Raw genomic sequence first — 13916 nt, forward strand, 5'->3', positions numbered from 1 at the left:
ACTATTTACCAATGCAAAATTCACTAAAAATTTTATCAATAATATCTTCTTGAGCGGTTTCGCCTGTTATTTCTCCTAAACTAGCCCATGCGTCTCTTAGATCAATTGAGGCTAAATCAATTGCTTGAGTATTTTTTAGTGCTTCTACTGCAGAAAATAAACTCACTTTAGCTTTTAATAGTGCTTGCTTATGTCTAATATTTGTAATCATTGCACTTGATGACGTAACTTCCCCTTTAAAAAATAACTGTTTTATAGCATCCTTTAAGAGGTCTATTCCTTCACCAGTAGCAGCAGAAATATCTAATATATATTTTGAATTTAAAAGGGTTAAGTCCGATTTGTCAATTTTGTTTGGTAAATCACTTTTATTAAGTAAAACAACATATTTACTCTCTTTTATAGCATCAATTATTTCAAAATCTTCATTATCAAGTTTTCTGCTGGCATCTAGCATTAAAATGATAAGATCCGCTTCTTTGATTTTTTCTTTAGATCGCTCAACTCCAATTTTCTCTACATAATCTTCAGTAAAACGAATTCCAGCAGTATCAGTAAGTTTAATAGGAACACCATCTAAATTCATGAATTCTTCAATTACATCTCTAGTGGTTCCAGGTACATCAGTAACAATAGCACGTTTTTCCTGGAGCAAACTATTTAAAAGTGATGACTTTCCTACATTTGGCTTTCCAACAATAACTGTTGTTAGCCCATCTCTAAGTATTTTTCCTCCATCAGCTGAGCTTAATAAACTATCAATTTCTAATAAAATTTTACTAAGCCTTATAGTTGTAATTTCAGAAGTAACTTCCTCTAGATCATCTTCCGGATAATCAACTGTAGCCTCAATATGAGCAATAACTTCTAAAAGTTTATTTCTTAATAATTTAATTTCTTTTGAAATTTGTCCCTCTGCTTGAGCTAAAGCAGATTTCATGCTTAATTCAGTCTTTGCCCTAATTATGTCAATTACTGCCTCCGCTTGACTTAAGTCAATACGTCCATTTAAAAAAGCACGTTTTGTAAATTCACCTGGCTCAGCAAGTCTAGCACCTGCCTTAATAGCTTCTTGAAGTACTCTGTTTGTAGCTATAACTCCACCATGGCAGTTGATCTCTATAGTATCCTCAGCGGTAAAACTCTTTGGTCCCTTCATAAAGCTAATTATAACCTCATCAATAATTTCCCTTGTATCTATTTCTATAATATAACCATACCTCATAGTATAGCTTTTAATATCACTTAAATTTCTATTGTTATTTCCTTTGAAAATTTTAACAGCAATAGCTAAAGCATCATTTCCAGAAATCCTGATAATACTAATACCACCTTCTCCAATACTAGTTGAGATAGCAGCTATTGTATCAAATTCCTTCATCTAAAACACCTCTTTTCAATTTTACTGCTGCAAAATTACTTTACAATTAAGATTAAATGCTTATTAACGTGTTACTTGTAATAAACCTTCACTAATCATTACTTATTTATCTATTAAATTGTAAATAAAACTACTTATATTGTATCCTAAAATTAAAAAGAAAGCACTTATGCTTTCTTTAAATCAACAACAACTCTTCTGTAAGGTTCATCACCTTCACTATAAGTCTGAACAAACCTATCATCTTGAAGGGCAGAGTGAATTATTCTTCTTTCATAAGGGTTCATAGGCTCTAACCTAATTAGCTTTCCAGTCCTTCTAACTGTTCCTGCAACCTTTTGAGCAAGCCTTTTTAGTGTTTCTTCTCTTTTAGATCTATAGTTTTCCGTATCTAATACTACTCTTTTATATGCAGTTTCATGTCCTTTGTTCACAACTAAGCTTACCAAATATTGAAGTGAATCTAAGGTTTCACCCCTATATCCTATAAGAATACCCATATCTGGACCAGTTAAAGTTATTTTGATAGCATCATTTTCCTCTTTTATTCTAATTTCTGATTTAACTTCCATTGAGTTTAAAACTTCTCTTAAAAAGGTCTTAGCCTCAAAAATATAATCTCTTTTAACTTTTACTCTAATCTTTGCTGGTTTTGCTCCAAGAAGTTTAAATAATCCTTTAGACCCTTCTTCTAAAACCTCATATTCAATTTTATCTTCTGTGACTTTTAGTTCATTTAAAGCATTTCTTACAGCATCCTCAATGGTTTTTCCTGTCGTTTCAATAGTTTTCATACCCAATATACCGCCTTCCATAAAACAATATAAAATATACTATATTATTATTTACGCATTAGCATTAGCTTTAGCTGCGTCCATTTTTTTCATAAGAGCGGTCTGGCCAATTTGAATTAAGTTATTTACTACCCAATATAATACAAGGGCCGCAGTAAATCTCCAAGACATAAATACCATAAATATAGCCATACCTATATTCATCGTACTTGTCTGCTTTGCCTGCGCACTATCAGTTGCTGGCGTCATCATAAGTGATGATAAATAAGTTGTTGCACCGGACAAAATAGGAAGTATATATAATTGATCAGTACCAAATAAATCTTTTATCCATAAAAATGATACTTTGATAGCTTGACCTGTAGCAGCATCCACAGGATGTATGTTTCTAAACACATAGAAAAGCGCCCACAAAATTGGAAGCTGAATAATTAAAGGTAAGCATCCGCCCATAGGATTAACTCCCTTTTCCTTATATAGTTTCATAGTTTCTTGCTGAGCTTTTTGAGGGTCTGATTTATACTTTTCCTGCAATTTTTTTAATTCAGGTTGAATTTCCTGCATCTTAACTTGTGATCTAGTTTGCTTCATATTTAAAGGTAATAAAATTAATCTGATAATAATTGTAAAAACTATAATAGCTATTCCATAGCTAATGTTAGGATTAGGTATTAAATGCTGAATACCGCCTTGTATGAAATAATAAAACTTTGAAAGCCCTTCATTTATAAAATTCAAATTCAAATTATAAACCTCCTTGCATTGTAAGAACAATGCTTTTGCATTATGTTATATTTCAAAATTAATTTTTAATTTCTATCTAACAGGATCATATCCACCTTTATTAAAAGGATTGCATCTTAAAATCCTCTTAATTGCTAAAACTGACCCTTTTAAAGCCCCATACTTTTCAATAGCCTCAATTGAGTATTCAGAACACGTTGGATAAAATCTACAGCCAACGTTATCATTTGAACTAAATGAAAATGTATGATAAAAGGATCTTTTTAAAGGGGACAAAAACTTTCTATAAAACTTGATTATTAAAATCAATAGTTTTTTCATTAATAGATAAACCTGCCTTTTTAAATAAATTTTTCAAGGCCCTTTCAATTTCAAAAAAGCTTTTATCATTAGATGCATTTCTAGCTATAAATACCAAATCGTATCCCACTTTTATATTATCTTTATTCAATCTATAACTTTCACTTATTAATCGTTTTACTCTGCTTCTTACTACGCTCTTACCTACTTTTTTACTAACAGAGATTCCAAGCCTATTCAATTCTTTATGATTTTTATAAATATATAAAACTAATAGTGAGTTAGAAAAAGATTTGCCTTTTCTGTAAACAGCCCTAAACTCTATATTTTTTCGTATTTTTTCTTCCTTCATAGTAGCTTGCGCTCCTTTAATCTGCAATTACAGAAAAAGGCCACTAAAGCGGCCTTATGCTGTCAATCTTTTTCTACCTTTTTGTCTTCTTCTCTTAAGAACATTTCTGCCACCTTGAGAAGCCATTCTTTTTCTGAAGCCATGCTCCTTTTTTCTCTGTTTCTTTTTTGGTTGGTAAGTCATAAACATGTGTGCTACACCCCCTTCTACATAACATATGTATAGCAATTTTCTTACTATCTTAAAATAAAACTTAAATAAGGTAATTATCAATTTATAATATATATATTCTTTAATTATAACCAACATAAAGATTTTTATATATAAAATTCTAAAAAATAGCAGACTTTAAGTTTTACTATTAAATTATATATATTCAAGTTAGTAATGTCAAGATTAACAACATTGTTGATAATTATTAAATTTCTACACATTTTTTGTGGATAACTTCTTGAATCCATATTGTCTATTTGTTATTATTAATAAAGAACTGTTAGTAACTTATAAAATTTCAGAGTTATCCACAGTTGTTGATAACTCGGTGGATAACTTGTTCAACTATGTTGAATACAGGTTTGTTATGCCTGGATTTTTGAATTATTTCAACATTTTCTGCATAATGCGCAATGTTAATTATTATATTTTTCACATTGTTTATAACTTATATTTATATTTACTATTAACAGAATTATTGACATGTGAATATTTTTTTCAACATATGTCAACAAATTTAAATATATAGATTATATGAAGAAATTATCTGTGGATAATATTTTTTTAACTTAATAACTTTTATTTTTTATACTGGAGGATACGAAAATGGATGGTGGACTGAAAGAACTTTGGGAGAAAACCTTAAATATTATGAAGGAAGAGCTGACTGAAGTAAGTTTTAATACATGGATAAAAAGCTCAATTCCATTATCTTTAAGTAATAATACCTTAAAGCTTGGAGTTCCCAACAATTTTACTAAAGAAATATTAGAAACAAGATACAAGGATTTACTAATAAATGCTTTAAATGTAGATTCTACTAAGAATTATAATATAGAGCTTGTTATAGCTTCGGAAGAGGCTTTAGATATTAATGAAAAAAACAAAAAAGCTATAAAAAATTCTATAACAGTAAGTGACGATATGTCTGCTACTTTAAATCCTAAATATACATTTGATTCCTTTGTTATCGGAAACAGTAACAGATTTGCTCATGCTGCTTCTTTAGCTGTTGCAGAGTCCCCAGCTAAAGCATATAATCCGCTATTTATATATGGCGGAGTTGGACTTGGAAAAACACATTTGATGCATGCAATTGGACACTACATACTTCAAAATAACCCAAAGTCAAGAGTTGTTTATGTATCCTCAGAAAAATTTACAAATGAACTAATAAATTCTATTAAAGATGACAAAAATGAAGATTTTAGAAATAAATATAGAAATGTAGATGTTCTATTAATAGATGATATTCAATTTATTGCAGGCAAGGATGCAACCCAACAGGAATTTTTCCATACATTTAATGCACTTCACGATGCAAATAAGCAAATAATTCTTTCTAGTGATAGACCTCCTAAAGAAATACCTACATTAGAAGATAGACTTCGTTCTAGATTTGAATGGGGCTTAATTGCTGATATGCAGCCTCCAGATTTTGAAACTAGAATTGCTATTCTTAAAAAGAAAGCTGATGTAGAGGGGCTTAACGTATCAAATGACGTTATGACCTATATAGCAACAAAAATAAAATCAAATATAAGAGAACTAGAAGGAGCTTTAATAAGAATTGTAGCCTATTCCTCACTTACTAATAGGGAAATCAATGTAGATTTAGCTGCAGAGGCATTAAAAGATATCATCTCTAATACTCAAAGTAAACAGGTTACTATAGATCTAATAATGGAAGTAACAGCAAATTATTTTAATTTAAGAGTTGAGGATTTTAAGTCCCAAAGAAGAACAAGAAATGTGGCATATCCAAGGCAAATAGCTATGTACTTAGCACGTAAGCTTACAGATACCTCTCTGCCTAAGATAGGAGAAGAATTTGGCGGTAGGGATCATACTACAGTTATTCATGCCCATGAAAAAATAAATGAATCAATTAAGTCCGATGAAGGTCTTCAAGAAGCTATTAATGAGATCACTAAAAAGCTTCAGCAGAAATAAATCACAATTGTTTATAATTTTTTATCATTATCCTGTGGATAAGTAAATAGTATAATATATTCTATAACAATGTGGATAAGTCTAAACTTTTTGTATTTACTTATCCACAATTATTTTGACTAACTTTTTCTTGTTTTATAAGGGCTTGAATGTGTTATCCACATATTCACTGCCCCTACTACTACTCTTACTAAATAATTTATTATTATCTATTCTATCTATAAGAAAATCTCATGTGAATAAAGGGAGAGAATTAATATGAATTTTACTTGTGAAAAAACATCTTTACAAGAAGCTATTTCAACTGCACAAAAGGCTGTAACTGGAAAATCGACTATGAATATTTTAGAGGGAATTCTTCTAATTGCAGGAGATAATGAACTCACTATTATAGGTTCTGATATTGATCTGAGCATTGAAACAAAAATTAAAGTGAATGTTATTGAAGCAGGAAGTGTTGTTTTAGATTCAAAGCTTTTTGGTGAAATTATTAGGAAAATGCCTAATTCAGAAGTGATAGTTAAAAGTCTAGAGAATAACTCAGTTGAAATAATATGTGAAAAGTCCAATGCAATACTTAAATATATGAATCCAGGTGAATTCCCTAATATACCTAATATAGATGAGACCATACTTTTTGGAATTTCACAGAGACTCCTAAAAAATATGATTAGATCAACCATATTTGCAACTGCTCAAGATGAAATAAGACCTATTCTTACTGGAGTAAAACTTGAAGTTTCAAATAAAAAGCTAAATTTAGTAGCATTAGATGGCTTGAGACTGGCTCTAAGAAATGAAGAAGTTGATAATAATATTTCAATAAATGCTGTAATACCAGGAAAAACCTTAAGTGAGGTTTCTAAGATTCTAGAAGATAAAGATGAAAATGTAAATATAACATTTACTCAAAACCATATACTCTTTAACCTTGGAGAAACAAAAATTATTTCAAGGCTTTTAGAAGGTGAATTTATAAATTATAATTCTATAATTCCTGATGAATATAATCTTAAAGTGGTAGTAAAAAGAAACGAGCTTCTTGATTGTATTGAAAGAGCTTCTTTAATGGCTAAAGAGGGAAATACTAACTTGGTAAAACTTAGTATAAAAGATGACTTGTTAATAATTACCTCTGATTCTCAATTGGGAAAAGCAAGAGAGGAATTAAATATAATAATGCAAGGCGAGCCGTTAAAGATTGCATTTAATGCAAGATTTTTAATTGATGTTCTAAAAATAATGGATGAAGAAGAAATAGTTCTTGAGCTTACGAGCAGTGTTAGCCCCTGCGTAGTTAAAAATAAAGATAAGAATAATTGTACTTACTTGGTTCTTCCTGTAAGGTTTGTAGGAAATTAACGGAGGTAAAATTATGAAAGAGATTGTTATAAATACCGATACAATTAAACTTGACGCCTTTTTAAAGTGGGCAGGTATTGTAAATATGGGTTCAGAAGCCAAGATTTATATTCAAGAAGGTAAGATTAAGCTAAACGGAAATATTGAAACACAAAGAGGCAAAAAGCTAATTAAGGGTGACATAATAGAATTTCAAGATGAAAGCTATAAGATAATCTAAACTGTCGTTTACAGATTTTACTTAAGCATAATATCTTATTAAAAGATCCATTAAGCTAATGCGTTAGTAATTTATCATTATATATTTAATTGTTTTATGTTATAATATAATAGGTGTTGCACATGTATGTAAAAAAATTACAGTTAATAAACTTTAGAAATTATGAAGATTTAAACATTGAACTAAATAAAGGAGTAAATATTTTTATTGGAGATAATGCTCAAGGAAAGACGAATATACTAGAAGCTATTTATTACTGTAGTTTAGCCAAATCACATAGAACTAACAGAGATAAGGAACTTATAAATTGGAACTCTGATGAAGCTTATATGCAATCGTACATTTCTAGAGAAAGGTTAGACAAAAATATCGATATTAAAATTTTCAAAGATGGCAAAAAGGGAATAAGAATAAATAAAATTAAAGTCACGAAGATACAAGAACTTATAGGTGTTTTTAATGTTGTGCTGTTTTCTCCAGAAGATCTAAAAATTGTTAAAGAATCACCCGCCTATAGAAGAAGATTTTTAGATATTGAAATTTGTAAGCTAAATCCAAGATATTATTATTCATTAGTTCAATATAATAAGGTCCTTAATGAAAGAAATTCTCTTTTAAAGAAGTGGAATGGCAATATAGAAGAAATAATAGGCATATATGATAACCAGCTTGCAAAGTACGGGAGTTTAATAATAAAAGAAAGACTTAAATATATAAAACTGTTAAATGATAAAGGAAAGGTAATACATAAAGATATTACCTCCAATGCAGAAGACATAAGCTTTAAATATATATCAAGTTTGAAGTCTCATCAAAACATTGAGGAAGAATTGAATCTTCTTTTAAAGAAAAATTTAAAATCTGATATTGAGAAAAAAATTACATCACATGGTCCGCACAGGGATGATTTTTCAATTAACATAAATGATATAGACACGAGAAACTATGGTTCACAAGGACAACAAAGAACTTCAGTTTTAACTATTAAGTTTTCTTCACTAGAAATTATTAAAGAGCAGACTGGTGAGTATCCGGTACTGCTCTTAGATGATGTTTTGTCCGAACTTGATTTAAATAGACAAAAATATATTTTAAATTCAATAAAAAATGTTCAAACTATTATTACATGTACTGGTATAGAAAATATTAAAAGTTATTTAGATGAGAAATCGAAAATATTCAATGTTAAAGACGGGAAGATAAATAAGGAATTCATATTAAATCAAGTTAGGTAATCGTCTATTTTAATAGTGGTGCGAGCAGGAGCGAACGTGAGTAATCTTAATTGCTCAGTGTTCCAACTGGAAGGAGGAATTTTTAGTGTTTTTACATTTAGGTGAGAATATAGTTGTACCTATTAAAGATGTAATTGGTATATTTGATATGGAAACAGCAGCTGACAGCACTGACACAATTCAATTTTTAAGAATGGCAGAGGAAGATGGTTTTGTACAAAGGATTACAAGTGAAAAACCAAAATCACTTATAATTGCGGAAGTGAACAAGAAGAGTAAAATATTTTTGTCACCTATATCGTCATCTACACTTGGGAAAAGAACCGAATCTATATATGATGAGGCATAATAAGGTATAAGGAGCGTAAGCTTAATAATGTTTACGTGTAGGTAAAAGTCTTAAATGGACTTTTCGGAGTAACCTAGTCAATGGGAATCGGCGAGTATAGGTTATCCAGCATAAAGGAGGTTTACTGATGTCAGAAAATAAGCAATCTTATGATGAAAGTCAGATACAAGTACTTGAAGGTCTAGAAGCAGTTAGAAAAAGACCAGGTATGTACATTGGTACTACAGGTCCTAGAGGACTTCATCATTTAGTATACGAAATAGTTGATAATAGTATTGACGAGGCTATGACAGGAGTATGTAAAAATATTAATGTTTTTATTCACCCTGATAATTCAATTACTGTTACAGATGATGGTAGAGGAATGCCTGTAGGAATTCATCCTAAAATGGGAATTCCTACAGTTGAGGTAATAATGACTGTGCTACATGCTGGAGGTAAATTTGGCGGTGGAGGTTATAAGGTATCAGGAGGGCTTCATGGTGTAGGAGCATCTGTTGTAAATGCTCTTTCTGAAATTTGTGAAGTATCTGTAAAGAGAGAGGGAAAGATATGGACTCAAACTTACAAAAGGGGTAAGGTAGCAAGTGAATTTAAATGTTTAGGTGAAAGTGATGGACATGGAACAAAAACTTACTTTAAACCAGACCCTGAAATTTTTGATGAAATCGAATATGATTACGATACCTTAGCTCAAAGACTTAGAGAATTAGCTTTTTTAAATAAAGGTATAAAAATAACATTAACAGACGAACGTGAAGGCGGCAAAAATGAAGTATTCTACTATGAAGGTGGTATAAAATCCTTTGTAGAATATTTAAATAGAAATAAAGAAGTACTTCATGATAAGACTATTTATGTTGAAGGTAAAAAAGATGATTACATGGTTGAAATAGCCCTTCAGTACAATGATGGGTATATTGAAAATATTTTTTCTTTTGCCAATAACATAGACACAGTTGAAGGTGGAACACACATGGCTGGATTTAAGGCGGCTTTAACACGTGTGTTTAATGATTATGGTAAGAAATTTGGATTTTTAAAAGAAAATGATAAAAATCTTTCCGGTGATGATATAAGAGAAGGTCTAACTGCAGTAATCTCGGTAAAATTATCTGATCCTCAATTCGAAGGTCAAACAAAGACTAAACTAGGAAATAGTGAAGTTAGAGGTATAGTTGATAATATAGTTGGAGATGGAATAGGTACTTTTTTAGAAGAGAATCCTAATATTGGAAAAATCATAATTGATAAAGCACTATTAGCTGCAAGGGCAAGGGATGCTGCTAGAAAAGCAAGAGAGCTTACAAGAAAATCTGTATTAGAAAGAAGCTCACTTCCTGGCAAGCTTTCAGATTGTTCTTCAAAGGACCCTGAAGAATGTGAAATTTATATAGTAGAAGGTGATTCTGCAGGGGGTAGTGCTAAAGGAGGCAGAGACAGACGTTTTCAGGCAATCTTACCATTGCGTGGTAAGATAATGAATGTTGAAAAACAAAGATTAGATAAAATTTTAAACTCGCAAGAAATTAGAAATATGGTAACTGCTTTTGGTGGTGGAATAGGCAAAGATTTTGATGTGGAAAAAATTAGGTATAATAGAGTTATATTAATGACAGATGCTGATGTAGATGGTGCTCATATTAGAACCTTGTTATTAACCTTCTTCTACAGATATATGACAGAATTAGTTGAGAAGGGTCATGTATTTATAGCTCAGCCTCCGCTTTATAAGGTTTCGAAGAGTAAAAAAGATTATTATTGTTATACTGATAAGGAACTTGATAAGATACTTACTGAAATTGGGGGAAAGGACAATAATACTAATATCCAAAGATACAAAGGTCTTGGAGAAATGGATGCTGTGCAGTTATGGGAAACTACAATGGATCCTGAAAGAAGAACTCTTCTTAAGGTTAATCTTGAAGATGCAATGGCTGCAGATGAAATATTCACCATACTTATGGGAGATAAAGTAGAACCAAGAAGAGAGTTTATTACAGAGAATGCCAAGAAAGTTGTTAATCTTGATATCTAATTGCTTTGTTCATAGGGAGTAGAGGTGTATACATGGATAACCACGGAAATGTTTTAGAAGTAGATATTAAACAAGAAATGAAAAAATGTTATATAGATTATGCTATGAGTGTTATTGTAGGTCGTGCTCTTCCAGATGTAAGAGACGGCTTAAAGCCTGTACATAGAAGAATATTGTATTCTATGTATGAACTTGGAATTACCCCAGATAAGGGATATAGAAAATGTGCCAGAATAGTAGGAGATGTACTTGGTAAGTATCATCCTCATGGTGATACTGCTGTTTATGATGCTTTAGTTAGAATGGCACAGGATTTCTCAATAAGATATCCTCTTGTGGATGGTCATGGTAATTTTGGTTCTGTAGATGGTGATGGTGCTGCTGCTATGCGTTATACAGAAGCAAGAATGAGTAAGATAACACTTGAGCTTTTAAGAGAAATAAATAAAAATACAGTTGATTTTATTCCGAATTTTGATGGAGAGGAACAAGAACCTTTAGTGCTTCCATCAAGGTTTCCTAATCTTTTGGTAAGTGGGTCTTCAGGTATAGCTGTTGGTATGGCTACTAATATACCTCCTCACAACTTAGGAGAGGTTATTGATGGTATATCTATGCTTATAGATAATCCAGATGCAACAATATTAGATCTGATGACTAAAATAAAGGGACCAGATTTTCCAACAGCCGGAATTATACTAGGAACAGCAGGCATAAGAGAAGCTTATGAAACAGGTAGAGGAAAGATACTAGTAAGAGCTAAAACTGATATAGAAGAGGAAAAGGGAAGGCTAAAGATTATTGTAACAGAACTTCCTTACCAAGTTAATAAAGCTAGACTTATAGAAAATATAGCTGATTTAGTAAGAGATAAGAAAATAGATGGTATATCAGATTTAAGAGACGAATCTGATAGAGATGGTATGAGAATTGTAATAGAGCTTAAAAAGGACGCCAATGCAAATGTAGTTTTAAACCAATTATATAAGCATACTAAGCTCCAAGATACTTTTGGAGTTATAATGATAGCTCTTGTTAATAATGAGCCTCAAACCTTAAATTTAAAGCAAATATTAGTCCATTATCTAGATTTTCAAAAAGAAGTTATAAGAAGAAGAACTCAATTTGACTTAGATAAGGCCCTTGCTAGAGCTCATATTTTAGAAGGCTTAAGAATAGCCCTTGATCATATAGACGAGGTTATATCTATAATACGTTCTTCTAAGACTACTGATCAAGCTAGAAAAGGTCTTATGGAAAGGTTTGATCTATCAGAAAAGCAAAGTCAAGCCATTTTAGATATGAGACTACAAAGGCTTACTGGGCTTGAAAGAGATAAAATTGAAGAAGAATATAATGAATTAATGAAGAATATAGCATACTTTAGAGAAATACTAGAAAATGAGAGCTTAGTATTAAAAATCATAAACGATGAATTATTAGAAATAAAGGCTAAGTATTCTGATGAAAGAAGAACTGCCATTGAAAGAAATCCTAATGATATAGACATTGAGGACTTAATACAAGAGCAGGAAGTTGTTGTAACACTCACTCACACAGGATATATAAAGAGAATTTCCTCTGATGCCTATAAAGCTCAAAATAGGGGCGGAAAAGGGATTCAAGCAATGGCAACAAAGGAAGATGACTTTGTAGAGCATATATTTATTACTTCCACACATAATCACCTTCTATTCTTTACTAACCTAGGAAGAGTATATAGATTAAAGGGATATGAGCTCCCTGAAGCAGGAAGATCTGCAAAGGGAACAAACTTAGTAAATATTCTGCCGTTAAATTCTGGAGAGAAAATTCAAGCAATTATGCCTGTAAAGGAATTTGAAGATAATAAGTTCCTAGTAATGGCAACTAAAGAGGGTATAATCAAGAAAACAGATTTGGCTGATTACTCCTCAATTAGAAAGAATGGCTTAGCAGCTATTAATTTAAGAGAGGGAGACGAACTCATAGGAGTTAAGATGACTGATGGTCAAAGTGAAATACTTATAGTTACTCAAAATGGATACTCTATGAGATTTAATGAGACAGATGTAAGACCTATGGGAAGAACAGCTACTGGAGTTAAAGCTATTACTTTAAGGGAAGAAGATCAAGCTGTAAGTATGAGTATTATTGCTGAGAATGAAGATGTACTAATTGTCAGTGAAAATGGCTTTGGTAAGAGAACAAGTGAAAAAGAATATGCTGCACATAGAAGAGGCGGCAAAGGAATGATCACTTATAAAATTTCAGAAAAGACAGGAAAAGTAGTTGGAGCCGGGATAGTAAAAGATGGAGATGAAATAATGCTTATTAACACTAGTGGTGTGGCAATAAGACTAAATGCATCTAATATATCTACTACAGGAAGAAATACTATGGGTGTTACTTTGATGAGAACTACAGATGAAGAAAAAATAGTAGCTATGGCAAAAATAAATATGGATTCTGAAATAGAAGAAATAAGTGAAGAAATCACAGAAGATTAAGACAATAATTAAAAATTAATATGATGATTGCAGAATGATATAAAAAAGAAGTTTTGTTATGCAAAACTTCTTTTTTTATAATTAGTTCTCTCTTTATATAAGATTTTTAAATAATAAATATTATAATTGATTATATTTTTATCTATAATTTAATTAAATTTTAGAGTAATTAAAATTTGAATATCTCAAACTGTTCCAGGTGTATCAATATATGAAATATGATGAAAATATAAGAGATAATTAGATATAGTGCTATAGTCTATTTTAATGAATTAATATCAATTAACGTAGTTTTATATTTTTGATAAAATAACATCTGTCGCTGAAAGACAGTAAGACGATTAACTTCGTTCAACATTTAAACTTCTTATCAATAGCTTAAAAAAGTTGTTGACAACAAGAAGTTTAAATGATAAGATATAAAAGCTGTCAGATGACGGCAAACAAATTGGTCTTTGAAAATTAAACAGATATATAATAAGGTAA

The 13916-nt window shown here is 30.8% G+C and carries 13 protein-coding genes; 7 read left to right on the top strand and 6 right to left on the bottom strand.

What is annotated here, in order from left to right:
• Position 1: 1 nt before the first annotated feature.
• The 6 genes from mnmE to rpmH form a co-directional block, all read right to left on the bottom strand.
• A complete protein-coding gene (mnmE, locus tag ACJDUG_RS16565) occupies positions 2–1381 on the bottom strand; it encodes a tRNA uridine-5-carboxymethylaminomethyl(34) synthesis GTPase MnmE (RefSeq protein ID WP_406770977.1) in 1380 nt (459 codons plus the stop codon).
• 167 nt (positions 1382–1548) lie between these two features.
• Positions 1549–2175 (bottom strand): RNA-binding cell elongation regulator Jag/EloR, encoded by a 627-nt coding sequence (jag, locus tag ACJDUG_RS16570; protein ID WP_406770978.1) that lies wholly within the window; start codon positions 2173–2175, stop codon positions 1549–1551.
• Between the two features lie 51 nt (positions 2176–2226).
• Complete coding sequence (gene yidC, locus ACJDUG_RS16575) at positions 2227–2913, bottom strand: membrane protein insertase YidC (RefSeq protein WP_406770990.1); 687 nt, start codon at positions 2911–2913, stop codon at positions 2227–2229.
• 78 nt (positions 2914–2991) lie between these two features.
• Positions 2992–3240 (bottom strand): membrane protein insertion efficiency factor YidD, encoded by a 249-nt coding sequence (yidD, locus tag ACJDUG_RS16580; RefSeq protein WP_406770979.1) that lies wholly within the window; start codon positions 3238–3240, stop codon positions 2992–2994.
• The gene (gene rnpA, locus ACJDUG_RS16585; protein WP_406770980.1) at positions 3203–3571 is read right to left on the bottom strand and encodes a ribonuclease P protein component; all 369 of its coding nucleotides are present in this window, start codon (positions 3569–3571) and stop codon (positions 3203–3205) included. Before rnpA ends, yidD begins: the two co-directional genes overlap by 38 nt.
• Positions 3572–3625: 54 nt before the next feature.
• Positions 3626–3760, bottom strand: a complete 135-nt coding sequence (gene rpmH / locus ACJDUG_RS16590; protein WP_406766889.1) for a 50S ribosomal protein L34 — start codon at positions 3758–3760, stop codon at positions 3626–3628.
• 630 nt (positions 3761–4390) lie between these two features.
• Between rpmH and dnaA the strand changes: the two genes are divergently transcribed.
• From dnaA to gyrA, 7 genes are all read left to right on the top strand, one after another.
• Positions 4391–5737, top strand: coding sequence for a chromosomal replication initiator protein DnaA (gene dnaA, locus ACJDUG_RS16595; RefSeq protein ID WP_406770981.1), 1347 nt, complete (start codon positions 4391–4393; stop codon positions 5735–5737).
• Between the two features lie 258 nt (positions 5738–5995).
• A complete protein-coding gene (gene dnaN / locus ACJDUG_RS16600; RefSeq protein WP_406770982.1) occupies positions 5996–7099 on the top strand; it encodes a DNA polymerase III subunit beta in 1104 nt (367 codons plus the stop codon).
• A 13-nt stretch (positions 7100–7112) separates the two neighbouring features.
• On the top strand, positions 7113–7319 hold the full coding sequence (locus ACJDUG_RS16605; protein WP_406770983.1) for an RNA-binding S4 domain-containing protein: 207 nt from the start codon (positions 7113–7115) through the stop codon (positions 7317–7319).
• A 122-nt stretch (positions 7320–7441) separates the two neighbouring features.
• On the top strand, positions 7442–8554 hold the full coding sequence (recF, locus tag ACJDUG_RS16610; protein ID WP_406770984.1) for a DNA replication/repair protein RecF: 1113 nt from the start codon (positions 7442–7444) through the stop codon (positions 8552–8554).
• An 85-nt stretch (positions 8555–8639) separates the two neighbouring features.
• Positions 8640–8903 carry an extracellular matrix regulator RemB gene (gene remB / locus ACJDUG_RS16615; protein ID WP_406770985.1) on the top strand — a complete coding sequence of 88 codons (264 nt, stop codon included), beginning with the start codon at positions 8640–8642 and terminating at the stop codon, positions 8901–8903.
• Between the two features lie 127 nt (positions 8904–9030).
• Positions 9031–10941, top strand: a complete 1911-nt coding sequence (gyrB, locus tag ACJDUG_RS16620; protein WP_406770986.1) for a DNA topoisomerase (ATP-hydrolyzing) subunit B — start codon at positions 9031–9033, stop codon at positions 10939–10941.
• A gap of 32 nt (positions 10942–10973) precedes the next feature.
• A complete protein-coding gene (gyrA, locus tag ACJDUG_RS16625) occupies positions 10974–13430 on the top strand; it encodes a DNA gyrase subunit A (protein ID WP_406770987.1) in 2457 nt (818 codons plus the stop codon).
• Positions 13431–13916 lie beyond the last annotated feature (486 nt).

Source organism: Candidatus Clostridium stratigraminis, assembly GCF_045310675.1.
Lineage (GTDB): Bacteria > Bacillota > Clostridia > Clostridiales > Clostridiaceae > Clostridium_AT > Clostridium_AT stratigraminis.